Origin of the sequence: Streptomyces sp. NPDC003035, assembly GCF_042888285.1 — a bacterium.
Taxonomy (GTDB): Bacteria; Actinomycetota; Actinomycetes; order Streptomycetales; family Streptomycetaceae; genus Streptomyces.
This window is the reverse complement of the sequence record NZ_JBIAPJ010000001.1, coordinates 1303308-1325512: the sequence shown is the minus strand read 5'-3', so window position 1 is coordinate 1325512 and position 22205 is coordinate 1303308. Positions and strand designations below refer to the sequence as shown.

The window sequence follows — 22205 nt, the reverse complement described above, 5'->3', positions numbered from 1 at the left end:
CACGACGGAACCTCCGAGCCAGGCGGACGCTGCGCGGTCGGGTGCCGCGCCGTGAAGTGCACTATGTCGATGAACAATGTGGAATGACAAGGCCGCCGCGTCCTCGCGGGCCGCGCCGGATCGCTTTCCCGCCAACCGTGAGACATTGAGGCGGTGAGGATCTCAGCGAGAACGGACTACGCGGTCCGCGCCATGGCGGAGCTGGCCTGCTCCCCCGACCGGCCCCTGAAGGCGGAGGACATCGCGGGCCGTCAGGACATCCCCGTCCGCTTTCTCTTCGTCGTCCTCAGCGAGTTGCGTCAGGCGCGGCTGGTACGGAGCGTGCGCGGGCCGGACGGCGGGTACACCCTCGCCAGACCGCCCGCGGAGATCACCCTCGCCGATGTCGTCCGCGCGATGGACGGACCCCTCGTGAGCGTGCGTGATCTGAAGCTGACCGGTCTGGAGTACCAGGGCGCCGCCGCGCCGATGCCGGACGTGTGGCGGGCCGTGCGCACGAGTCTGCGCCAGGTCCTGGAGGGCACGTCCCTGGCGGACCTGGCGTCGGGAACGCTGCCCGCGCTCGTACGGGAACGGGCCCGGGAGTACAACGACGACGTGCGGACGTATCCGTAGGCGCGGTGCGCGGTGCGGGGACGTGCGAACCTACGCGTGGTCGCCCCGCCCGGTCGTTCTACCTCGACGGCAGGGTGAGTTCGCCGCCCCGGTAGAAGCCCTCGCTCTCCTGGACGACGTACGGGGCCATGGCCTCGCGCCGCTCCCGCTCCGCGTCGGAGGACCGCCACGCGTCGCACGCCTCCCGCGAGGCCCAGATCGAGACGCCGGTGATCTCCTGCCCGTCCTCGGACCAGTAGGCCAGGGCCCGGAGCATGCCGTCGGGAGCGAAGCCCGGACGCCAGGCCCGCTCGAAGTCCTCCAGGGTGCCCGGCTCGACGCGGCGCGTGGTCACCCAGACAAAGTGCCGCTCCATCGCAGCCTCCTCGGAAACGGGGATCGGCTTGATCGCGCTCTTCGACCACCGTAGGTCCGTGGTCCCGATTCCGCCCCCCAAGGGGACCGCGTCCCGTCCGCCACATGGGTCGCGGCCCGGGGCGGAGGGCCGCCGGCGCGTTGCGTGGTACGCCGGTGCGGGACGAGCGACGACACTGGGACGTCCGTACCCACGTCTCTCCCGGAAGGACACGGACGAATGGCGACGTTCGACTGGATCACCCGTAGGCTTCGGCGGCTCTTCGAGGTTCTGGACACCGACGGGGACGGATTCGTCACCTGGGCCGACCACCGGCGGATCGTGGACGGTTACGCCGAGGCGTACGGGCTGGCGCAGGACGACCCCCGCATCCAGGCGCTCGCCCGGGCCTACTGGGCGCAGTGGCTCGGGCTGCTCGCCCAGTCGGTGCCCGGGCAGGAGCGACTGGGCCAGGACGAGTTCGTCGCCGCCCATCTCGCGGTGGGCTATGACACGGACCGCCCCGAGCTGCTCGAGAACCTCGCGCAGGCGATCTTCCGCATCATGGACACGAAGGGGGACAAGCGGGTCAGCAGGGAGGAGTTCGCGGCCTATCTCTCCGTCTGGGGGGTGCCGGGCGAGCGGGGCGCGACGGTCTTCGACCGGCTGGACCTGGACCGCGACGCCTATGTCTCCCAGCGGGAGATCGCCCGGTCGCTGCGGGCGTTCCACCTCCACAACGACGACCTCGACACGCCAGGTGGCGTCTTCCTCGGCGTGCACTGAGCGGGTACGGGTGTTGCGGGGCGGACGATCGGGCGCGGGGGATGCGGGGCGGGTGATGCGGAGCGGGCCGGGGTGTGGTCGGATCGGCGTCATGGACCTCACAGAGGAGAGCGACGGCTCGCCGGGGCCGGATCCCGGTGAGCGCCGCCGTGCCGCCCGGCGGGTCGTCGAACGCCGGACGACCGACCTGGCCGAGCTCGCGGAGCTCCTCGACATGCTCGATCTCCGGCCCGAGGTCGATCACCTCTACCCCGGTTCGGGGACCGTGGCCAAGGACTCCGGCCGCCCCGGGCGGACGGGCAGGGACCGCCCGGCCGGCTGAGCGGCCGCCAGTTCCCGGCGGGCCCGCAGGAAGGCGCGCGGGCGGTCGACGGCCAGGACGGCGGTCGTGCGGCCCTCGCGCTCGTACAGAGCGAGGAATCCGCCCTCGTCCGTCGATCCTTCGATCACCCGTACGCCCTCCCCCTCGCGGCGGCGTCCCGCGAACTGGATGCGCGCGCCGTACTGGTCGGACCAGAAGAAGGGCAGCGGGCGCGTGCTGTCGACGGTCCGTCCGGCCAGCAGATTGCGTACGGCGACGGCGGGTTGCTCGGTCGCGCTGGTCCAGTGCTCCGCGCGCAGGCCGCCGACGCGTGCGACGTCCCCCACGGCCACGACCTGGGGCAGAGCGGTGACACAGCCGTCGTCGCAGAGGACGCCGTCGCTCAGCAGCAGGGTGGAGCCGGCGAGCCATCCGGTGTTGGGTACGGCTCCGATGCCGACGACGACCAGGTCGGCGGGGAGCGTCCGGCCGTCCGTCAGCTCGACGGCGGTGACGGAGCCGTGGCCGTGCAGCAGCCGGGCCACGCCCGCGCCGGTGATCAGCTCCGTGCCGCCGCGCCGGTGCAGCCCGGCGCACACGGCGGCCATCTCGGGGCCGAGCTGCGGCAGCAGGGGAAGCGGGGCGGCCTCCACCACGGTGACGTCGTGGCCGAGCGCGGCGCAGGAGGAGGCGGTCTCGGCGCCGATGAATCCGCCGCCGACGACGACGACCCGCCGGCTGCCGCGGCTCAGGGCGGCCCGCAGGGCGCGCGCGTCGTCGAGGGTGCGCAGCGTGTGGACTCCGGCGAGTCCGTCGGCTCCGGGCAGTCTCCGGGCGGAGGCGCCGGTGGCGATGACGAGCCCGTCGGTGACGAGGGTCCGGCCGTTGTCCAGGAGGACGGTGCGGCCTGTGGCGTCGAGGCCGCGGGCGCGGGTGCCGAGGAGCCACTCGGCGTCGAGTTCGGCCTCCTCCTGCGGGTCGGAGAGGGCCAGTCGGCTCTCGTCGGCGCGCCCGGAGAGGAAGTCCTTGGACAGGGGCGGGCGGTCGTAGGGGCGGTGGTGTTCCTCGCCCACCATCACCAGCCGCCCGTCGAACCCCTGGGCGCGCAGCGCGCGGGCGGCGTACAGGCCCGCGAGCGAGGCGCCGACGACGGTGACGGTTCTCATGCTGCGGTGTCCTCCTGGGCGGCCGGCCGGACGTGGATGACGCCGCCTTCGACGACGACCTGGTGGGTACGGACGGGGCGCCGCGCGGGCAGACAGGTCGGCTGACCGGTGCGGAGATCGAATGAGGCGGCGTGGAGCGGGCATTCGACCAGGCAGCCCTCGAGCCATCCCTCGGAGAGGGAGGCGTCCTGATGGCTGCAGGTGTCGTCGATGGCGTACAGCTCGCCGTCGGCGTTGAACACCGCGATCGGCGGGGTGGTGTCGATTCGGACGGATTCGCCCACGGGGAGGTCTTCAAGGCGGCAGACGGGAATCACGGGCCCCCCTCGGTCCAGGAGTTTTCTGCGGGACGCTTCGGTAACATCAGGTTGCGTATGGCGCATGAGGGAGCGCTATGCGCAACAGAATCCGGTCGGGGTGCCCGCCGCGTCAAGGGCTTCCCGAAGATGCGTGCCCACGGGGCCGCAAGATGGCGAGAGTTGAGCTATGACCCGCGACCGCGCAGAGGCCGAACCGACCGAGGAGACACCGGAGCGGACACCCAGAGGAGGGGCGGGCGCCATCCAGTCGGTGGACCGCGCCGTCAGCGTCCTGGAGATCCTGGCCCGGCACGGTGAGGCCGGAGTCACCGAGATCGCCGACGAGTTGGACGTGCACAAGTCCACGGCGTTCCGTCTCCTCGGGGTGCTGGAGAACCGGGGTCTGGTCAGCCAGGCGCAGGACCGCGGCAAGTACTTCCTGGGCGCCGGCATCCTGCGCCTTGCGGGAGCCGCGGCCGTCCGCCTGGACATCTCGCAGGAGGCGTCGCCGGTCTGCCGTGAACTCGCCGACGAGCTGGGCGAGACGGTCAACATCGCGGTCCTGGACGACGACGCCGCGGTCAACATCATGCAGGCCCGCGGTCCCGCCTCCGTCACGGCGCAGAACTGGCTGGGCCGGCGCACTCCCCTGCACGCCACCTCCAGCGGCAAGGTGCTCCTGGCCCATCTGCCTGTGACCCTGCGCGAGGGCCTGCTCGCCCGGGCGCTGCCGCGGTTCACGGAGCACACCGTGACGAGCGCGGGCATGCTGCGCGCCGAGCTGGACGCGGCGTACGCGCAGGGCTTCGCCATCGCGGCGGAGGAGCTGGAGCTGGGACTCCACGCGGTCGCCGCGCCGGTGCGGGCGCACGACGGCCGGGTGATCGGCGCGATCAGCGTCTCCGGTCCGGCGTACCGGCTGGAGCGGGACCGACTGCCCGAGCTCGCCGCACGGACCGTCGTCGCGGCGAACGAGCTGTCCCGGCGCATGGGTTACGCGATCTGACGGGATCCGTCGAGCGGTGCCCCCACGACGCGGGGCCGGGGTGACCCGGCCCCGCGTCGTCGTATGTCGGGAGGTGTGTCCGGAGGTGTGCCCGGAGGTGTGTCCGGAGCGTTTCCGTCCGCCGACGGGTTTTGCGCGCCGTTAACTCCGGCCTCTTGACGGCCCCTTGTCGGCGTTCCCACTATGTTCCCCATCGTGCAACCCATCGTGCACTGCGCAACAACCAAGGAGCCCCTCGTGCCCCATGAGGTCCGTGCTGTCGTTGCCGTCGAGAAGGGCGCACCCGTGGAGGTGCGGACCATCCTCGTCCCCGATCCCGGTCCCGGTGAGGTTCTCGTCTCCGTGTTGGCCTGCGGGGTCTGCCACACCGATCTCCACTACCGGGAGGGGGCGATCAACGACGACTTCCCCTTCCTGCTCGGCCACGAGGCGGCCGGCACCGTCGAGTCCGTCGGCGAGGGCGTCACCGACCTGGCGCCGGGCGACTACGTCGTTCTCGCCTGGCGCGCCCCCTGCGGCACCTGCCGCTCGTGCCGCCGCGGCCGCCCCTGGTACTGCTTCGACTCCCGCAACGCCACCCAGCCGATGACGCTCGACGGGAAGCCGCTCTCCCCCGCGCTCGGCATCGGCGCCTTCGCCGAGAAGACCCTCGTCGCCGCCGGGCAGGCGGTGAAGGTCGATCCGGCCGCCCGGCCGGAGGCCGCCGCACTCATCGGCTGCGGAGTGATGGCCGGTTACGGCGCCGCCGTGAACACCGGACGCGTCGGGAACGGCGACACGGTCGCCGTGATCGGCTGCGGCGGCGTCGGCAACGCGGCCGTCGCGGGCGCCTGTCTGAACGGGGCCCGCAAGGTCATCGCCATCGACATCGACGACCACAAGCTGAACCTGGCGGAGAAGTTCGGCGCCACCCACACGGTCAACTCCCGCGGCACGGACCCCGTCGAGGCCGTGCGCGCGCTGACCGACGGATTCGGAGTGGACATCGCCATCGACGCCGTCGGCCGCCCGGAGACGTACAAGCAGGCCTTCTTCATGCGCGACCATGCCGGTGTGCTCGTCCAGGTCGGGGTCCCCGACCCCGAGATGAGGATCGACCTCCCGCTGATCGACCTGTTCTCGCGCGGCGGGGCGCTGAAGTCCTCCTGGTACGGGGACTGCCTGCCGAGCCGCGACTTTCCGATCCTGATCGACCAGTACCTCTACGGCCTCCTCGACCTCAACTCCTTCGTCACCGAGACGATCGCGCTCGACGAGGTCGAACACGCCTTCGCGAAGATGCACCGCGGCGAGGTCCTGCGCTCGGTGGTGGTCCTGTGACGGACACCGAAGGCACCTCTCCCCGTGTCGTGATCATCGGCGCCGGCATCGTCGGCTGCTCGCTCGCCGACGAGCTGACCGCCCGGGGCTGGACCGATGTCACGGTCCTGGAGCAGGGCCCCCTGCCCGCCCCCGGCGGCTCCACCTCCCATGCCCCGGGCCTGGTCTTCCGGACCAGCCCGTCGAAGACGCTCAGCGCCTTCGCCACGTACACCGTCGAGAAGTTCGGCGCCCTGGAGGTCGACGGGCTGCCCTGCTTCGACGCGGTGGGCGGACTGGAACTGGCGACCACCGAGGAGCGCTGGGCCGAGCTGCACCGCAGGGCCGGATACGCCGCCTCCTGGGGGATCCGCGGTGAGCTGGTCTCCGCCGCGCGCTGCAAGGAGCTGTGGCCGCTGCTCGACGAGAGCAAGGTCCTCGGCGGCTTCCACACCCCGGACGACGGCCTGGCCCGCGCCGTGCTCGCCTGCCGCGCCCAGCGGGAACGCGCCGAGTCGCGCGGCGCGCGCTTCCTGGAGCGGCACACCGTCACCGGCATCGAGCGGGCGGACGGCCGGGTGACGGGCGTCGTCACCGACCGGGGCGTCTTCCCCGCCGACCACGTCGTGTCGGCGGCCGGTTTCTGGGGCCCTGTCGTCGGGCGGATGGCGGGCGTCGACGTCCCACTGCTGCCGCTCGCCCACCAGTACGCGAAGACCCGGCCCCTGCCGGAGCTCGCCGGCGCCGACGACGAGCGCGCCGAGGCGTCCCGTCCGATCCTGCGGTTCCAGGACCGGGATCTGTACTTCCGGGAGCACGCCGACCGGATCGGCATCGGCAGCTACGCCCACCGGCCTCTGCCCGTCGACCCGTTCACCGTGCCGTCCTACGACCAGGCCGCGGTCATGCCGTCCTCGCTCGCCTTCACCCCGGAGGACTTCGCCCCGAGCTGGGAGGACTGCCGGGAGCTGCTGCCCGCGCTCGCTGGCAGCGAGATCGAGGAGGGCTTCAACGGCGTCTTCTCCTTCACCCCCGACGGCATGCCGCTACTCGGCGAGGCCCGCTCCCTGCGCGGCTTCTGGCTCGCCGAGGCCGTCTGGGTCACCCACTCGGCCGGGGCGGCGAAGGCCGTCGCCGAATGGATGGTCGACGGACGCCCGGCCGTCGACGTCCACGCGTGCGACCTCGCCCGCTTCGAGGACGCGCAGCGCTCCCCCGCGTACGTCCACGACCGCGGCGCGCGCCAGTTCGTCGAGGTCTACGACGTGCTGCACCCGCTGCAGCCCATGGAGGAGCCGCGCCCGCTGCGCGTGAGCCCCTTCCACACCCGCCAGCGGGAGCTCGGTGCCTACTTCCTGGAGGGCGGCGGCTGGGAGCGCCCGCACTGGTACGAGGCGAACGCCCCGCTCGTCGAGGGCATCACCGTCCCGGAGCGCGACGCCTGGTCGGCCCGGTACTGGTCGCCGATCGCCGCCGCCGAGGCCCGGGCGACCCGCGAGAAGGTCGCGCTGTACGACATGACCCCGCTGCGCAGGCTGGAGGTCACCGGCCCCGGCGCACTCGCCTTCCTCCAGCGGATGACCACGAACAACCTGGCCAAGAAGCCGGGAGCCGTGACCTACACGCTGCTGCTCGACGAGAGCGGTGGCATCCGCTCGGACCTGACCGTGGCGCGGCTGGCGGAGGACCGGTTCCAGATCGGCGCCAACAGCCGGGCGGACGAGGACTGGCTGCTCCGGCACGCGCCCGCCGACGTGCACGTCCGGGACATCACCTCCGGCACCTGCTGCGTCGGGGTGTGGGGTCCGCTGGCCCGTGCCCTGGTGCAGCCGCTGACCCGGGACGACGTCTCGCACCGCGGCTTCGGCTACTTCCGGGCCAAGGAGACATACCTCGGCCATGTACCGGTGACGGCGATGCGGCTGAGCTACGTCGGCGAACTCGGCTGGGAGCTGTACACCAGCGCCGATCTCGGGCTGAGGCTCTGGGACACCCTCTGGGAGGCGGGTCAGGAGCACGGGGTGATCGCCGCGGGCCGGTCCGCCTTCAACAGCCTGCGCCTGGAGAAGGGCTACCGCTCCTGGGGCCACGACATGACCACCGAGCACACCCCGTACGAGGCGGGCGTCGGTTTCGCCGTCCGGATGGACAAGGGCGACTTCCTCGGCCGGGCGGCGCTGGAGCGGGCCGGCGAGCCGCGGCGGAGGCTGACACCGCTGCTCCTCGACGACCCGGCCGCCGTCGTCCTCGGCAAGGAGCCGGTGTACGTCGACGGCCGGCCGGCCGGATACGTCACGAGCGCGTCCTACGGCTACACGCTCGGCCGCTGTGTCGCGTACGCCTGGCTGCCGCCGCTCGCCGCCGGCAGCGCGGTGCACATCGAGTACATCGGTGAGAAGGTCCCGGCCACCGTCGCCGACGAGCCGCTGTTCGACCCCGACATGAGCCGTATCCGCCGCTAGGAAGGTTCCAGGGATGTCACCCACCTTTGACGTGATCGTCGTCGGCCTGGGCGGGATGGGCAGCGCCGCCGCCCATCATCTCTCCGCGCGCGGTGCGCGCGTGCTGGGCCTGGAGAAGTTCGGGCCCGTGCACAACCGCGGCTCCAGCCACGGAGGTTCGCGCATCACCCGGCAGTCCTACTTCGAGGACCCCGCCTACGTCCCGCTGCTGCTGCGCGCGTACGAGCTGTACGGGGCGCTGGAGCGCGACACCGGCCGGGACATCGCGACGCTGTGCGGCGGCGTGATGGTCGGCCGGCCCGGGTCCCGCACGGTCGCCGGCTCGCTGCGCTCGGCCGAGCGGTGGGACCTGCCGCACGAGATGCTCGACGCGAAGGAGATCCGCCGCCGCTTCCCCACCCTCACCCCCGCGGACGACGAGGTGGCGCTGTACGAGGCGCGCGCCGGGCTCCTGCGCCCGGAGAACACCGTCGCTGCCCATCTCCAGCTCGCCACGCGCGCCGGCGCGGACCTCCACTTCGAGGAGCCGATGCTGCGCTGGGAGCCGTACCGCGACGGCGTACGCGTCCACACCGCCGAGGACACCTACACCGCCGGGCAGTTGGTGATCTGCCCGGGAGCCTGGGCGCCCGGGCTCCTCGACGACCTGGGCGTGCCGTTCACGATCGAGCGGCAGGTCATGTACTGGTTCCAGCCCGAGGGCGGCACCCGGCCCTTCCTCCCCGAGAACCACCCGATCTACATCTGGGAGGACGCGGACGGCGTCCAGATCTACGGCTTCCCCTCGATCGACGGCCCGGAGCTCGGAGCGAAGGTCGCGTTCTTCCGCAAGGGGACCGTGTGCACCCCGGAGACCATCGACCGGACCGTGCGCGACGAGGAGGTCGCGGCCATGGCGGACCGGGTCTCCCGGCACATCCCGTCGCTGCCCGGCCGCTTTCTGAAGGCCGCCACCTGCATGTACTCCAACACCCCCGACGAACACTTCGTGATCGCGCGGCACCCGGAGCACCCGGAGTCGGTCACCGTCGCCTGCGGGTTCTCCGGCCACGGCTTCAAGTTCGTGCCCGTCGTCGGCGAGATCCTCGCCGACCTGGCGCTGACGGGCGCCACCGACCACCCCATCGAGCTCTTCGACCCGCGCCGCCTGTCCGTGCCTTCCGCCTGAGGAGACCGCCTTGACGACCACACCGCTCTCCCCGAGTCTGATCGCCACGCTCCCCGGCCACTTCTACACCGACCCGGAGATCTTCCGGCGGGAGCAGGAGCGGCTCTTCGAATCGATGTGGTTCTGCGCCGTACGCGGCTCCGACCTCGACCGGCCCGGTGCGTTCCGTACGGTGCAGGTGGGCCGCGAGAGCGTGATCGTCACCCGTAACCGGAGCGGCGAGCTGCGCGCCTTCCTCAACGTCTGCCGGCATCGCGGCGCCCGGCTGTGCACCGAGGAGTCCGGCGAGGTGCGGCGCTCGCTCCAGTGCCCGTACCACGCCTGGACGTACGACCTGGACGGCAGGCTGATCGCCGCCCCGAACCTGGCGAAGATGCCCGACGTCGACCGCACGGCCTACGGGCTGGTGACGGTGCACCTGCGCGAGTGGCTGGGCTACGCGTGGGTGTGCCTGGCCGACGAGCCGCCGTCCTTCGAGGAGACCGTGATCGGAGCGGCCGTGAAACGGCTCGGCGACAGGGCCTCCATCGAGCGGTACGGCACCGAGAACCTCGCCCTCGGCAGGCGCGTCACGTACGACGTGAAGGCGAACTGGAAGCTGATCGTCGAGAACTTCATGGAGTGCTACCACTGCGCCACCATCCATCCCGAACTCACCGAGGTGCTGCCCGAGTTCGCCGACGGCTACGCCGCGCAGTACTACGTGGGGCACGGCGCCGAGTTCGCCGAGGAGGTCAAGGGGTTCACCGTCGACGGCAGTGAGGGTTTCGCCCGACTGCCCGATGTGGCCGAGGAGCAGGACCGGCGCTACTACGCCATCACGGTCAAACCGACCGTGTTCATCAACCTCGTCCCCGATCATGTGATCCTGCACCGGATGTTCCCGCTCGCCGAGGACCGCACGGTCGTCGAGTGCGACTGGCTGTACGCGCCCGAGGTCGTGGCGTCCGGCGCCGACGTGTCCCGCTCGGTGGAGCTGTTCCACCGGGTCAACGCGCAGGATTTCGACGCCTGCGAGCGCACCCAGCCCGCGATGGGCTCCCGCGCCTACCGGTCCGGCGGGGTCCTGGTGCCCACCGAGCATCACATCGGGATCTTCCACGCGTGGCTGCTCGAAAAACTCGGCTGCTACCCCTCCGACCAGGCGTGATAGCTGTCACATTCCGCATGGAAAGCGTTCGTCCGGTGAGACACCAAGCTGCCAGGGCGCCGTCGACACGGCGCTGACCAGGAGGAACGAGAAACATGCCCGAACTCTTCATCGACGGTGCGTGGCGGTCCGCGCTCGACGAGCGCACCCGTGAGATCCGCTGCCCGGCCGACGGCAGCCTGGTGGCGGTGGTCGACGAGGCCGGCGGCAAGGACACCGCCGAGGCCATCGCGGCCGCGCGCCGTGCCTTCGACGAGGGCCCCTGGCCGTCGACCCCGGCCGCGGACCGCGGTGACCTGCTGCTGCGCGTCGCCGATCTGATCGTCCGCGACAAGGACGCGCTCGCCCGCGCCGAGTCGCTCGACACCGGCAAGCGGCTGGTGGAGAGCGCGTACGACATGGACGACATCGCGAACTGCTTCCGCTACTTCGGGCGGGCGGCCACCGAGGAGGCGGGCCGGGTCGTCGAGACCGGCTCACCCGCGGTCGACAGCCGGGTCGTGTACGAGCCGGTCGGGGTGTGCGGGCTGATCACGCCCTGGAACTACCCGCTGCTCCAGACGGCCTGGAAGGTCGCCCCGGCGCTCGCGGCGGGCAACACCTTCGTCCTGAAGCCGAGCGAGCTGACCCCGCACACCGCGATCCACCTCATGCGGCTGCTTCAGGAGGCGGGGCTGCCGGACGGTGTGGCGAACCTGGTGCTCGGCGCGGGCCCGGAGGCGGGCGCGCCGCTCGCCGACCATCCCGACGTCGATCTGCTCTCCTTCACCGGCGGGCTGCAGACCGGCCGCCGGCTGATGGCCGCGGCGGCCGGGACGGTGAAGAAGGTCGCGCTCGAACTGGGTGGGAAGAACCCGAACATCGTCTTCGCGGACGCCGATTTCGAGGCCGCCGTGGACATGGCGCTGACCGCGGTGTTCCTGCACTCGGGGCAGGTCTGCTCGGCGGGGGCGCGGCTCCTCGTCGAGGACTCGCTGCACGACCGGTTCGTCGACGAGGTCGTGCGCAGGGCCGGGGAGATCCGGCTCGGCGGGCCCTTCGACGAGCGGGCCCAGACCGGTCCGCTGGTCTCGGCCGCCCATCGGGCCAAGGTCGAGGCGTACGTGGAGCGGGGTCTCGCGGAGGGCGCGGTGCTGCGCTGCGGCGGCGCCCGGCCCGAAGGGCCCGCGTACGACCAGGGCTTCTACTACCTGCCGACCGTCCTGGACGGCTGTCACGCCGGGATGTCGGTGGTACGGGACGAGTCCTTCGGGCCCGTCCTGACGGTGGAGCGGTTCCGCGAGGGCGACGAGGACGAGGCGGTCCGGCTCGCGAACGACACGATCTACGGGCTCGCGGGCGCGGTCTGGACGAGCGACGAGGCGCGCGCCCGCCGCATGGCGGCGCGGCTGCGCCTGGGCACCGTGTGGATCAACGACTACCACCCCTACGTGCCGCAGGCGGAGTGGGGCGGGTTCAAGCAGTCCGGCACCGGGCGGGAGCTCGGGCCGGCCGGTCTCGCCGAGTACCGCGAGGCGAAGCACATCTGGCGCAACACCGCACCGGAGCCGCAGGGCTGGTTCGCCTGACCGACCTCTACCCGTTCAGGAGTCACACCATGACGATCGCTCCACCCTCCCCGGCCTCCGACGACGCCGAGCTCGCCGAGTTCGGCTACCGGCCGGAACTCAAACGGACGCTCGGCAACTTCCACACCTTCGCGGCCGGCATCTCGTACATCTCGATCCTCACCGGCACCTTCCAGCTCTTCTACTTCGGCTACGCCAGCGGCGGCCCGGCCTACTGGTGGTCCTGGCCGATGGTCTTCGCCGGGCAGTTCATGGTCGCGCTCTGCTTCGCGGAGCTGGCCGCCCGCTACCCGGTCGCGGGTTCCATCTACAACTGGTCGAAGAAGGTGGGCAACGCGCACGTCGGCTGGCTGGCGGGCTGGATGATGCTCATCGCCTCGGTCGTGTCCATCGCGGCCGTGGCCCTCGCCTATCAGCTGACGCTTCCTCAGATCTCGTCGTTCTTCCAGTTCGTCGGGGACGGCACCGGGACGTACGACGTGGCGACGAACGCGGTGCTCCTCGCCGCCGGTCTGATCCTCTTCACCACCGTCGTCAACGCCTTCGGCGTGAAGCTGATGGCGCGGATCAACACCGCCGGGGTCTTCCTCGAACTCATCGCCACCGTCGTGCTGATCGTGCTCCTCGCGGTGAACGTCGTGCGCGGCCCGCAGGTCGTCACGGAGACGGCCGGCACGGGTGACGGCCAGTCCTTCGGCTACCTGGGTGCGTTTCTGATCGCCTCGCTCGCCTCGGCGTATGTGATGTACGGCTTCGACACCGCGGCCTCGCTCGGCGAGGAGTCCCTGGACCCGTCGCGCAACGCGCCGCGCGCGATCATCCGCGCGATCGTCGCCTCGTTCGTCCTGGGCGGTCTCATCCTGATCCTCGCGCTGATGAGCGTGTCGAGCCTGCGGGGCGAGAGCCTGTCGACCGACGGGCTGCAGTACGTCGTCCTGGACGTCCTGGGGCCGACGGCCGGCAAGGCGATGCTGTGGTGCGTGCTGATCGCGGTCACCGTCTGCGCGCTCGCGGTGCACACGGCGGCGGTGCGGCTCGCCTTCGCCATGGCCCGGGACAACAACCTGCCCGCGTCCGCCCGGCTCGCGAAGGTCAGCCCGCGGTTCGGCACCCCGATCCTGCCGACCGTGATCATCGGTGTCCTGGCGCTGGCCATCCTGCTGGTCAACATCCGCCAGCCGCAGATCTTCACGGTGGTCACCAGCATCGGCATCGTGATGATCTACGTCGCCTATCTCCTGGTCACCGTGCCGATGCTGGTCGCCCGGCTGCGCGGCCGGTGGCAGCCCGCCGAGGGGAAGTTCTCGCTCGGCCGCTGGGGCCTGCCCGTCAACATCCTGGCGGTTCTGTGGGGCGGGGCGATGACCCTCAACCTCATCTGGCCGCGGGCGGCCGTCTACAACGCCGCCGCCCCGTACCACTGGTACCTGCGCTGGGGCGCCGTCCTCTTCGTCGGCGCGATCGCCCTGGGCGGCTTCGCCTACTACTGGTTCGTCCAGCGGCACCGTACGGGCGTCCTCGCGGATCACGCCGCCGTCACGCCCGCTGAGCCCGCCGCACTGAAGGAGGTCACCCCCTCATGACCGAAGCGTTCGACAGCAACGAGTTCGACTACGTCGTCGTCGGCGGCGGGACCGCCGGCAACGTGGTCGCGGCCCGGCTCAGCGAGGACCCGTCCGTGACGGTCTGCGTCCTGGAGGCGGGGCCGAGCGACGTCGGGGACGACAACGTCCTCAGACTCGAACGGTGGATGGGCCTGCTGGACTCCGGTTACGACTGGGACTACCCGGTCGAGCCGCAGGGCAGCGGCAACAGCTTCATGCGGCACGCCCGGGCCAAGGTGCTCGGCGGCTGTTCCTCGCACAACTCCTGCATCGCCTTCTGGGCACCGGCCGAGGACCTGGACGACTGGGCGCGCGCCGGCTGTACGGGCTGGAGCGCGGCGGACCTCTTCCCGCTGTACCGGCGCCTGGAGAACAACGACGCCCCCGGTGACCACCACGGCCGGACCGGACCCGTCAAGCTCCGCACACTCAAGGGCGGGGACCCGTGCGGCGAGGCGCTGCTCAAGGCGTGCGCGCAGGCGGGCATACCGACGACCCCGTTCAACACCGGTACGACGGTCGTCAGGGGCGCGAACTGGTTCCAGATCAACTCGGACGAGAACAACATCCGCCAGTCGTCGTCGGTGGCCTATCTGCACCCGGTGCTGGGCAAGCGCCCCAACCTGGAGATACGCACCGGCGTACGGGCGAAGAAGCTCGTCTTCGAGGGGCGGCGCTGTGTCGGCGCCGAGTACCTGGACCCGGACCTGATCCACACCCGGACGGTCCGCGCCCGGCGCGAGGTGATCGTCTCGTGCGGTTCCATCGACACGCCGAAGCTGCTGATGCTGTCGGGCATCGGCCCGGCGGAGCATCTGCGGGAGACGGGCGTCGAGGTGCTCGTGGACTCCGCGGGCGTCGGCGAGAACCTTCAGGACCACCCCGAGGGCGTCATCATGTGGGAGGCCCAGCAGCCGATGACCACCACGTCCAGCCAGTGGTGGGAGGCGGGCATCTTCTACGACACGGAGCCGGGTCTCGACCGGCCGGACCTGATGTTCCACTACGGCTCCGTGCCCTTCGACATGAACACCGCCCGGCACGGATATCCGACGTCCGAGAACGCCTTCTGTCTGACGCCCAACGTCACCCGTGCCAAGTCCCGGGGGACGGTGCGGCTGCGGAGCCGTGACTACCGCGACAAGCCGAGGGTCGACCCCCGGTACTTCACGCACGAGCACGACCGTCGCGTGATGACGTACGGTCTCAAGCTCGCGCGGCGCATCGCCGAGCAGCCGGCGCTCTCGGGGTGGGCGGGCGCCGAGCTCGCGCCGGGACCGGCCGTCCGCACCGACGACGAGCTGCTCGACTACATCGAGAAGACGCACAACACCGTCTACCACCCGGCGTGCACGGTGAAGATGGGTGCGGACGACGATCCGCTGGCGCCCCTCGACGCGCGGCTGCGGGTCAAGGGGGTGCAGGGGCTGCGGGTCGCGGACGGGTCGGTCATGCCGGACCTCGTCACCGTCAATCCGTGCATCACGACGATGATGATCGGTGAGAAGTGCGCGGACATGCTCCGCGAGGACGCCTGACGAGGCGCCCGGAAAGGCGCCCGACCCGGCGGTCGCCGGGTCGGGCACCTTCGGCCTAGAAGGTCAGGTTCCAGGCGTCGATCCTGCCGGTGTCCTGGGCCGCGTTGTCGTTCACACGGAGCTTCCAGACGCCGTTCGCGACCTCGGCCGAGGCGTTGACGGTGTAGGTCTGGGCGATGTTGTCCGTGCCGCTGCCGGTCCGGTTGTGCAGGGTGTAGACCGTGCCGTCGGGGGCCACCAGGTCGACCTTCAGGTCACCGATGTACGTGTGCTTGATGTCCACGCCCACCTTGAGGGTGGCCGGCGCGTTGCCGGTCACGCCGCTGACCGTGATCGGGCTCTCGACCGTGGTGTTGTCGCCGACGGTGACGTCGGTGAGGTTCTCGAAGAACTTCCCGGGCGGCGGGGTGGTGCCGCCGACGGCCTTCAGCGCGTCGGTCTGGCCCTCGCCGAAGAAGCCGTTGTTGGCCGTGGTGCCCGTGCAGCGGCTGTCGGAGGGGCAGGCCGTGTCGTTGGCCTGCGTGGCCAGCCGGGCCCGGAGGTCCGCCGGGGTGAGCGCCGGGTTGACGCTCACCATGAGCGCGGCCACGCCCGCGACGTGCGGGGAGGCCATCGACGTACCGCTCTTGCTGCCGTACTTACCGCCGGGGAGCGTCGAGTACACGCCGGAGGTGCCGTCGCCGCCGGGGGCCGCGATGTCGATGACGCCGTTGCCGAAGTTGGAGTACGAGGCCTTGGCGCCCCCGTTGCCCTGTGCGGCGACCGTCACGACGCCCGGGAGCTCGGTCGGGATGTCGATGCAGGCGTTGGTGATGGTGCGGGTGACCGGCGTGGAGTCGTTGGGGCTCTCGGAGTCGGTCGTCTTGTTGGCCAGGTCGTAGTTGGAGTTGCCGGCCGCGGCGACCTGGAGGGAGCCCTTGCTCTCGGCGTACGCCTGGGCGCGCTTGACGCCCTCGATGATGGCGGCCTGGTCCACGTTGTCCGGGCAGTTGAACGCCCACGGGTCCGTGTAATAGCTGTTGTTGGTGACCTTGAAGCCGTGGTCGCCGGACCACATGAAGCCGCAGATCGTGTTCTCGGCGAAGAAGAGGCTGCTGGTCGGCTCGGCGATGCGCACGGAGGAGATCTTCACGCCGGGCGCGACGCCGATGACCCCCTTGCCGTTCTTGGCGGCGGCGACGGTGCCGGCGACGTGCGTGCCGTGGGTGCCGACGTCCCGCCAGGCGCCGGCGCGGGTGTCCGCCTTGCCATAGGCGCAGGAGACCGAGTCGGCCGCGTTGAAGTTGGGCGCGATGTCCTGGTGCTGGTCGTCGACGCCGGTGTCGAGGATGCCGACCTTGACGGAGGCCGAACCGGTGGTGACGGCCCAGGCCTGGTCGGCCTTGATCTGCGTCATGTCCCAGCGGTTGGACTCGGTGAGCGTGGTCGTCGACTGGGCCGGGTTCGCGGGGAGCGCCGGGTTGTAGGCGTCGGCGGGGACGTCGGAGGTGCGGGTCGCGCCGACCTGCTGGACGCCGGACACCGTACGCATCGTCGAGGCGAAGCCCGAGGACGTCGAGTGGGCGACGATGACGCCGATGGCGTCGTAGGAGGCGAAGACCGTACCGCCGTTGTTCGCGATGGCGGTGCGCACGGCCGTGGTGTCACCGGGAGCGGTGATGACCAGGTAGGCGCGGGTGCCGGCGGCCCAGGCGGCCGGGGCCGCGACGGTCGCCGTCCGCGTCACGGAGGCGCCGGAGGGCTCCGGCGTGGTCGACTCCACCGCCTGCGCGGGTGCGGCGAGGGCGACGGCAGCGCCGAGGGCTGCGGCGGTCGCGACGGAGAGTCTCAGCCGGCTGGATATGTGGGAAAACAATGCGTCCTCCGAAGGCCCGGGGGCGCGGGTGGCACCGACCGGACCGTGTGATGTGTGGGGTGGACGCAAGATCCCAGACGATGCCGTGCGGAAGGAAGCCTTCTGTCCGACAAGCCTGTTGGCGTTACAGAGTGTTGACCTGACGGAGTGCCGGTCCGGGAGGGTTTCCGCCCCGATGGACCGCTTCGTTCCGTCCGGGCCCGCCCTCGACCGACGGACCACGCCGGGCGGTTAGGCTGGGCGCCGTGCGAGTGCTGCCGGGCGGGGACGACGTCGTGGGGGGAGTCGGCCGGCGGCGGGCCGGCGAGGGTGCCCGGTGAGGCCGCTGACGCCCAGTGGGCGGGTCCGGCGGCTCCGGAGGCGGATCACCGCCCTGTTCGCCCTCACCAGCGCCGTGGGGCTCGTCACGATGGCCGTGCTCGCCGTCCGCAGCGACGACACGCGGTGGCGCGAGCAGCTCGACCGGTCCATGAACCTCGGCACCACGCAGGCGATCAGCCTGCTCACGTACGACGCGGAGGACCGGCTCGACACCCGCGACCTCGTCGAGACCGTCGACGCCGGCTGCCCGCCGCTGACGGTCTTCTCCGTGCCGCGCGACGGGTCCTCGGGACCGGTCGTCGACTTCGCCCCCGAGCGGCCCTGCCTGACCGCCCGTCCCGCCGACGTCCGGGCCGCGGCGGAGGACGCCGTACGCCGTGAGGACGTCGTCGCCGTCGACCGGCGCGCGGTGGACGGTCGGCCCGTACGGCTCTTCGCCGAGCCGTTCTTCGCGCCCGACGCCGAGGGCGCCGACGGTCGGGACGGTGCCGTGGTCACCGTGTACGAGACCACGGCTCCGCTGGCCGAACACCGACGGACGGCCTGGCTCCTGACGGGCGGCTGCGCGGTCCTGGTCCTGCTGTCCGCGGCCGTCGGCCATGTGCTGTCCGGGCGGGCGATCCGGCCGGCGCTGACGGTGCTGGCGCAGCAGGAGTCGTTCCTCGCCGACGCGGCCCACGATCTGCGGACTCCGGTCGCCTCGCTGCGGACGCTCGCCGAGACCGCCCTGCGCGGTGACACGGACAGCGCCGACGTGCTGCGCCGCACGATGCGGCTCGCGGACGGCATGGGCGGGCTCGTCGACGGGCTGCTCACCCGCGCCCGGCTGATGAGCGGGGTGCAGAGCCTCGCGCCGGAGCCGCTGCGGCTGGACCAGCTGGTGGAGACGGTGGTCGCGGACACGCCCGCCGAAGGGCACCGGGTGACGGTACGAACCGAGGAGACCGTGGTCGTGGCCGACCCGGAGCTCGTGCGGCGCGCCGTGGCGAACCTCCTGGGCAACGCGCTCGCCCACGGCCACGACCCCGGTGTGCCCGCCGACGTCCGGATCGAGGTGACGCGAGACGGCACGGTCACGGTCGAGGACGCCGGTCCCGGGCTCCCCCCGGGCGTGGCGGACGCGCTGTTCGAGCGGTTCCGCAGCGGGTCGGGTTCGACCGGGCTCGGGCTGTCCATCGCCTCGTGGGTCGCCCACGCGCACGGCGGGAGCCTCTCGGCCGGCCGGGCGGAACACGCCGGCGGCGCCCGCTTCGTGCTTCGCCTGCCCGCCGGTCCCGCCCGTCAGTAGAGGCGCGGGGACATGACCTGCGGCTCCGCGCCCGGCACTTCGAGGACGCAGCGGGGTATGCCGGGGCCGGGTGCCGCCCGGACCGTCGCCGGTGTCGGGGGCTCGGTCGGCAGCTCGATGTGCACGGAGACGGGGCGGTCGCCGCGGACCGTGGCATACCCCATCACGTGGCCGTCCACGAGGACCTCCACCACGGCGGGGTGGCCGGTCTCGACGGTGGCGCTGACCGAGTGTCCCGCCTGGTCGATGTGGAAATGATGGCGTCGTCTCATCGGGTCGCCTCCGACCGGGTCGCCTTCCACGCCCCCAGAACCAGCGTAGCCATCCGGCGCCTGGGCGGCCGGGGCCGCGGTCCGGGCGGCATCACCCGAACAGCCGTCTTCCAGGCGTGCAAACCCCCCTCTGTCCGGTGCACTGGAGAGGCACACGTCCGCCGAGCATGGAGAACGACCATGTACGAAATGCACGTCGGCATAGCGCCCCGGGACGGGGTCTTCGTCTGGCACGTGGCCGCCATGGGCACCGCGACCGCCCTCTGCGGGCAGTCGCTCCACGAGGAGCCCCTCGAAGAGCGCGAGAGGACCGACCGTCACTGCACCCCCTGCATGAGCTCCTTCCAGGAGCTGATGAACGACCGGAACTGAGTGCTACACCCCGAGGCGGTCACGCATCTTCGCCAGCGTCGGGCGCTTCCCGGCCCGCTCGCGGGAGTGGCGGTCGAGTTCCTCCATCAGGCGCCGACCGCGGTGATCGAGATCCAGTTCGTCCAGGATCCGGTCGATCTCCGCGAGCAGCGCGCCGTGGAGCTGCCACTGCCGGGGGTCCCGCTGCACCTCCTGGAGCAGCAGGTCCGCCGTGTGGTCACGGACCGCGCGGGCCGCGACGAGCTCGCCCGCGAGGCGTTCCTCCGCGGCGTCGGCGTGCGCGCTGACGCGCGACGTGACGAGGACGGCGTAGCTCACGAGCGTGTCCGCGACGCTCGCCAGGAGCTCTTCGAGCGCGGTCGCCACATCGCTCGGGAAGAGTTCCTCCTCCCCGCGCTCCTTGGCGAGGTCCGTGAGCGTGCGGGCCAGGACGCGCAGGACGACGGCGCAGATCTCCAGCGTGTCGAGCCCGGTGCGCAGGACGACGCGGTGCAGGAGCCCCTCCTTGACGCGCGGGTTGAGCCGGAGGCTGTCCTCCGCCTGGCGCAGCGCCGCGTCGACGTCGGCCACGTCGTTGTCGAGCCGGCGCGCTTCGTGGAGCCGCGCCTCGTGCCGGCGCGCGGCGGTGTGGGCGGGCGAGTCGGGGGTGGTGAGCTCCTCGCCCATACGCAGCATGAGCTGCCGCATCCGCCGTGCCAGGTCCTCGATGGACTCGCCCGCCGATCCGACCCAGACCGGCGGGGCGAGCAGCACGTTGAACAGCAGGCCCACCACCGCGCCGATCAGCGTTTCCAGGACCCGGTCCCAGGCCGTGTCGGTGACCTGGGTGACGCCGAGGACGAGCATCGCGCTGATCGCGACCTCGGGGACGAACTCGTCGACCCGCACGAACCGGCCCACGACCAGTGAGGCCAGGATGATCAGCCCGAGACTCCACCAGGTCAGCCCGACGAGGGCGCTGAACGCGATCGCGATGATCACGCCGACGACCACGGAGTTGACCCGGCGGATGCCGGTGGTGAGCGTGGAGTAGAGGGTCACCTGGACGACGAGCAGGGCGGTGAGCGGCGCGGTCAGGGGCGCCGCCTCGCTGCTCAGCTGGAGGGCGACCGCATAGGAGATCACCGCCGCGGCCGTGGACCTGAGGGTCTGCACGACGACCGGGTCCCTGCGCCGCGCCAGCAGGTCGGCCAACGGTTCTCGTAGTGCTCCGTGCACGAACATCATTGGTGAGACTTTCCCACCCGTGGCGGCTTTGCACGCCGTACCGGGACGGCGCGCCGGAATGGCGATCCGGTCGGGGGTACGGTGGGATGGAGAACGATCACGCGTCCGCGACGGATGGATGAAGGCTGTGTCGACCTCGAGCCATGCGATGTCCGGCGCCCCTTGTTGGGTCAGTCTCATGGCCCGCGACCTGGGGGCCGCGGAGGCTTTTTACGGTGCCGTCTTCGGCTGGGAGTTCCGGCCCACCCGGCTGGGTGAGGAGTTCTCCGTCGCGCTGAGCGACGGCGCGCCTGTCGCCGGGATCGGCGCGCTGGCGCCACGGCTGGCCGTGGCGGTCGCATGGACCCCGTACTTCGCCGTCGACGACGCCGATCTGACCGCGTCCCGCATCCGCGAGCGGAGCGCCACGGTGGCCGTGGGACCCCTGCGGTTCGGTACGGGCCGCGCGGCGCTCGCGTCCGACCGTGAGGGCGCCGTCTTCGGCATCTGGGAGGGCGAGGTGATCCCCGACTGGAGCGTCGGCAAGGGGGGCGCCCCGGCCTGGCTGGAGCTGCGGACGCGGAACGCCTTCGACGCGGCCATCTTCTACGCCGAGGTACTGGAATGGGCCGGCGAGCGGCCCGGCTGCTGCCAGGTCTCCTACGAGGACGACCATGTCGTGCTCAGTCACGGCGAGGTGACCGTCGCGCGGCTGTACGGCGGCGCGGTGGAGGCGGCGCCCGATCCGCAGATCAGGCCCCGCTGGCACGTGCACTTCCGGGTGTCCGACGTCGACGTCGCCCTCGAGGCCGCCCTCCGGGCGGGTGGGACCGCCACGTCGGCCGTGCTGCCCTCGGGCAACGGCCGCTGCGTCACGCTGCGCGATCCGGACGGCGGGCTCTTCACGGTGGCGGACAGCGTGGAATGACCCCGGGCGCGCTGCCCGGGAGGTCACTCGCCCGCGTGCGGTGGTCACTCGCCCGCGTGCGCGGCCCGCCGGATCGTGGCGTCGAGGAGGGCGAGCGCCTGGTCCCGGTCACGTCCCGGTGCGCGGTTCCACGGGCCGATCAGGCCTGTCCAGCCCTGGGCGCGCAGTTCGGTGACGATCCAGGCGGCGGAGCGGTTCATGGTGTCGGCGCTGCCGTAGCCGAGGCGGTGGGCGGTGAGCAGGGCGCCGCAGAGACAGCGGGCCCCCCGGGCGTCGCGGAGGCGGTACGGGCGGTTCTGCCAGCCCCACTCGACGAGGATCTGACGGGCGTTGGCGAGGTGGGTGGAGGGGCGCAGGTCGCTCTGTCCGATGCGGCGCCAGGCGTGCAGCCGGTCGGGCAGGACGGCGCCGAGCCGGCCGGGGAGCCGCCGCTCGGCGGGCGGGGGCGGGGTGAGGCCGGCGAGGGCGGTGGTGACGAGCTGGTCGATGGGGACGGAGAGCAGCCGGCGCCAGTCCTCGGGGGCGGACGCCGGCGTGTCGGGGGTGTCCCAGTGCCGGACGATCTCCTGCCAGGCGGCGGTGTCGTAGAGCCGCGCCGCCGCGCGGTCGACGGTGTCGGGGGCGAGGGTCGGCAGGGGCATGCGCACTCCCGGATTCGGCGGATCTC

21 protein-coding genes are annotated in these 22205 nt (G+C 71.9%); 14 read left to right on the top strand and 7 right to left on the bottom strand.

The window, feature by feature from the left end; translation table 11 throughout:
• Positions 1 to 153 precede the first annotated feature (153 nt).
• Positions 154 to 615 carry an Rrf2 family transcriptional regulator gene (locus ACFYV5_RS05955; protein ID WP_355109383.1) on the top strand — a complete coding sequence of 154 codons (462 nt, stop codon included), beginning with the start codon at positions 154 to 156 and terminating at the stop codon, positions 613 to 615.
• Positions 616 to 673: 58 nt separating this feature from the next.
• Here the strand turns inward: ACFYV5_RS05955 and ACFYV5_RS05950 are convergent, their stop codons facing one another.
• Entirely contained in the window at positions 674 to 970 is a 297-nt protein-coding gene (locus tag ACFYV5_RS05950; protein ID WP_355109385.1) for an antibiotic biosynthesis monooxygenase, read from the bottom strand.
• A gap of 219 nt (positions 971 to 1189) precedes the next feature.
• Here ACFYV5_RS05950 and ACFYV5_RS05945 point away from each other — a divergent pair, with 219 nt between their 5' ends.
• Positions 1190 to 1735 (top strand): EF-hand domain-containing protein, encoded by a 546-nt coding sequence (locus ACFYV5_RS05945; RefSeq protein ID WP_355109387.1) that lies wholly within the window; start codon positions 1190 to 1192, stop codon positions 1733 to 1735.
• 91 nt (positions 1736 to 1826) lie between these two features.
• Positions 1827 to 2057, top strand: a complete 231-nt coding sequence (locus ACFYV5_RS05940) for a hypothetical protein (RefSeq protein ID WP_389164832.1) — start codon at positions 1827 to 1829, stop codon at positions 2055 to 2057.
• On the opposite strand, the gene ACFYV5_RS05935 is transcribed toward ACFYV5_RS05940, so the two are convergent.
• Positions 1982 to 3202, bottom strand: coding sequence for an NAD(P)/FAD-dependent oxidoreductase (locus ACFYV5_RS05935; RefSeq protein WP_389164829.1), 1221 nt, complete (start codon positions 3200 to 3202; stop codon positions 1982 to 1984). The genes ACFYV5_RS05940 and ACFYV5_RS05935 overlap by 76 nt on opposite strands.
• Positions 3199 to 3519, bottom strand: coding sequence for a bifunctional 3-phenylpropionate/cinnamic acid dioxygenase ferredoxin subunit (locus tag ACFYV5_RS05930; protein ID WP_355109393.1), 321 nt, complete (start codon positions 3517 to 3519; stop codon positions 3199 to 3201). Before ACFYV5_RS05930 ends, ACFYV5_RS05935 begins: the two co-directional genes overlap by 4 nt.
• A gap of 169 nt (positions 3520 to 3688) precedes the next feature.
• Here ACFYV5_RS05930 and ACFYV5_RS05925 point away from each other — a divergent pair, with 169 nt between their 5' ends.
• The 8 genes from ACFYV5_RS05925 (at position 3689) to ACFYV5_RS05890 (ending at position 15296) form a co-directional block, all read left to right on the top strand.
• A complete protein-coding gene (locus ACFYV5_RS05925; protein ID WP_389164827.1) occupies positions 3689 to 4507 on the top strand; it encodes an IclR family transcriptional regulator in 819 nt (272 codons plus the stop codon).
• Positions 4508 to 4744: 237 nt separating this feature from the next.
• The gene (locus tag ACFYV5_RS05920; RefSeq protein ID WP_355109397.1) at positions 4745 to 5827 is read left to right on the top strand and encodes an S-(hydroxymethyl)mycothiol dehydrogenase; all 1083 of its coding nucleotides are present in this window, start codon (positions 4745 to 4747) and stop codon (positions 5825 to 5827) included.
• Positions 5824 to 8268 (top strand): FAD-dependent oxidoreductase, encoded by a 2445-nt coding sequence (locus ACFYV5_RS05915; RefSeq protein ID WP_389164824.1) that lies wholly within the window; start codon positions 5824 to 5826, stop codon positions 8266 to 8268. Before ACFYV5_RS05920 ends, ACFYV5_RS05915 begins: the two co-directional genes overlap by 4 nt.
• A 13-nt stretch (positions 8269 to 8281) precedes the next feature.
• The gene (solA, locus tag ACFYV5_RS05910) at positions 8282 to 9436 is read left to right on the top strand and encodes an N-methyl-L-tryptophan oxidase (protein WP_389164821.1); all 1155 of its coding nucleotides are present in this window, start codon (positions 8282 to 8284) and stop codon (positions 9434 to 9436) included.
• A gap of 10 nt (positions 9437 to 9446) precedes the next feature.
• On the top strand, positions 9447 to 10586 hold the full coding sequence (locus ACFYV5_RS05905) for an aromatic ring-hydroxylating dioxygenase subunit alpha (RefSeq protein ID WP_389164818.1): 1140 nt from the start codon (positions 9447 to 9449) through the stop codon (positions 10584 to 10586).
• A 95-nt stretch (positions 10587 to 10681) separates the two neighbouring features.
• On the top strand, positions 10682 to 12154 hold the full coding sequence (locus tag ACFYV5_RS05900) for an aldehyde dehydrogenase family protein (RefSeq protein WP_389164815.1): 1473 nt from the start codon (positions 10682 to 10684) through the stop codon (positions 12152 to 12154).
• 29 nt (positions 12155 to 12183) lie between these two features.
• The gene (locus ACFYV5_RS05895) at positions 12184 to 13737 is read left to right on the top strand and encodes an APC family permease (protein WP_389164813.1); all 1554 of its coding nucleotides are present in this window, start codon (positions 12184 to 12186) and stop codon (positions 13735 to 13737) included.
• Positions 13734 to 15296, top strand: a complete 1563-nt coding sequence (locus tag ACFYV5_RS05890) for a GMC family oxidoreductase N-terminal domain-containing protein (protein ID WP_355109409.1) — start codon at positions 13734 to 13736, stop codon at positions 15294 to 15296. Before ACFYV5_RS05895 ends, ACFYV5_RS05890 begins: the two co-directional genes overlap by 4 nt.
• A 55-nt stretch (positions 15297 to 15351) precedes the next feature.
• Here ACFYV5_RS05890 and ACFYV5_RS05885 read toward each other — a convergent pair whose 3' ends face one another.
• The gene (locus ACFYV5_RS05885) at positions 15352 to 17151 is read right to left on the bottom strand and encodes a S8 family serine peptidase (protein WP_389164810.1); all 1800 of its coding nucleotides are present in this window, start codon (positions 17149 to 17151) and stop codon (positions 15352 to 15354) included.
• 316 nt (positions 17152 to 17467) lie between these two features.
• Between ACFYV5_RS05885 and ACFYV5_RS05880 the strand changes: the two genes are divergently transcribed.
• Positions 17468 to 18760, top strand: a complete 1293-nt coding sequence (locus ACFYV5_RS05880) for a sensor histidine kinase (protein ID WP_389164807.1) — start codon at positions 17468 to 17470, stop codon at positions 18758 to 18760.
• Here ACFYV5_RS05880 and ACFYV5_RS05875 read toward each other — a convergent pair.
• Positions 18754 to 19032 carry a hypothetical protein gene (locus ACFYV5_RS05875; RefSeq protein WP_355109415.1) on the bottom strand — a complete coding sequence of 93 codons (279 nt, stop codon included), beginning with the start codon at positions 19030 to 19032 and terminating at the stop codon, positions 18754 to 18756. The genes ACFYV5_RS05880 and ACFYV5_RS05875 overlap by 7 nt on opposite strands.
• A 180-nt stretch (positions 19033 to 19212) precedes the next feature.
• On the opposite strand from ACFYV5_RS05875, the gene ACFYV5_RS05870 reads away from it, so the two are divergent.
• Positions 19213 to 19404, top strand: a complete 192-nt coding sequence (locus ACFYV5_RS05870; protein WP_355109417.1) for a hypothetical protein — start codon at positions 19213 to 19215, stop codon at positions 19402 to 19404.
• Positions 19405 to 19407: 3 nt separating this feature from the next.
• Here ACFYV5_RS05870 and ACFYV5_RS05865 read toward each other — a convergent pair whose 3' ends face one another.
• On the bottom strand, positions 19408 to 20628 hold the full coding sequence (locus ACFYV5_RS05865) for an aromatic acid exporter family protein (RefSeq protein WP_355110106.1): 1221 nt from the start codon (positions 20626 to 20628) through the stop codon (positions 19408 to 19410).
• Positions 20629 to 20809: 181 nt separating this feature from the next.
• On the opposite strand from ACFYV5_RS05865, the gene ACFYV5_RS05860 reads away from it, so the two are divergent.
• Positions 20810 to 21538 carry a VOC family protein gene (locus ACFYV5_RS05860; RefSeq protein ID WP_355109419.1) on the top strand — a complete coding sequence of 243 codons (729 nt, stop codon included), beginning with the start codon at positions 20810 to 20812 and terminating at the stop codon, positions 21536 to 21538.
• Between the two features lie 44 nt (positions 21539 to 21582).
• Here ACFYV5_RS05860 and ACFYV5_RS05855 read toward each other — a convergent pair whose 3' ends face one another.
• Positions 21583 to 22179, bottom strand: coding sequence for a hypothetical protein (locus tag ACFYV5_RS05855; protein ID WP_389164803.1), 597 nt, complete (start codon positions 22177 to 22179; stop codon positions 21583 to 21585).
• Positions 22180 to 22205: the final 26 nt, after the last annotated feature.

Coding starts and splice junctions, on each gene's coding strand:
- ACFYV5_RS05870 (WP_355109417.1), top strand. CDS start 19,213: ATGTACGAAATGCACGTCGGCATAGCGCCCCGGGACGGGGTCTTCGTC.
- solA (WP_389164821.1), top strand. CDS start 8,282: ATGTCACCCACCTTTGACGTGATCGTCGTCGGCCTGGGCGGGATGGGC.
- ACFYV5_RS05855 (WP_389164803.1), bottom strand. CDS start 22,179: ATGCCCCTGCCGACCCTCGCCCCCGACACCGTCGACCGCGCGGCGGCG.
- ACFYV5_RS05875 (WP_355109415.1), bottom strand. CDS start 19,032: ATGAGACGACGCCATCATTTCCACATCGACCAGGCGGGACACTCGGTC.
- ACFYV5_RS05865 (WP_355110106.1), bottom strand. CDS start 20,628: ATGTTCGTGCACGGAGCACTACGAGAACCGTTGGCCGACCTGCTGGCG.
- ACFYV5_RS05900 (WP_389164815.1), top strand. CDS start 10,682: ATGCCCGAACTCTTCATCGACGGTGCGTGGCGGTCCGCGCTCGACGAG.
- ACFYV5_RS05945 (WP_355109387.1), top strand. CDS start 1,190: ATGGCGACGTTCGACTGGATCACCCGTAGGCTTCGGCGGCTCTTCGAG.
- ACFYV5_RS05940 (WP_389164832.1), top strand. CDS start 1,827: ATGGACCTCACAGAGGAGAGCGACGGCTCGCCGGGGCCGGATCCCGGT.
- ACFYV5_RS05950 (WP_355109385.1), bottom strand. CDS start 970: ATGGAGCGGCACTTTGTCTGGGTGACCACGCGCCGCGTCGAGCCGGGC.
- ACFYV5_RS05895 (WP_389164813.1), top strand. CDS start 12,184: ATGACGATCGCTCCACCCTCCCCGGCCTCCGACGACGCCGAGCTCGCC.
- ACFYV5_RS05890 (WP_355109409.1), top strand. CDS start 13,734: ATGACCGAAGCGTTCGACAGCAACGAGTTCGACTACGTCGTCGTCGGC.
- ACFYV5_RS05935 (WP_389164829.1), bottom strand. CDS start 3,202: ATGAGAACCGTCACCGTCGTCGGCGCCTCGCTCGCGGGCCTGTACGCC.
- ACFYV5_RS05925 (WP_389164827.1), top strand. CDS start 3,689: ATGACCCGCGACCGCGCAGAGGCCGAACCGACCGAGGAGACACCGGAG.
- ACFYV5_RS05860 (WP_355109419.1), top strand. CDS start 20,810: ATGGCCCGCGACCTGGGGGCCGCGGAGGCTTTTTACGGTGCCGTCTTC.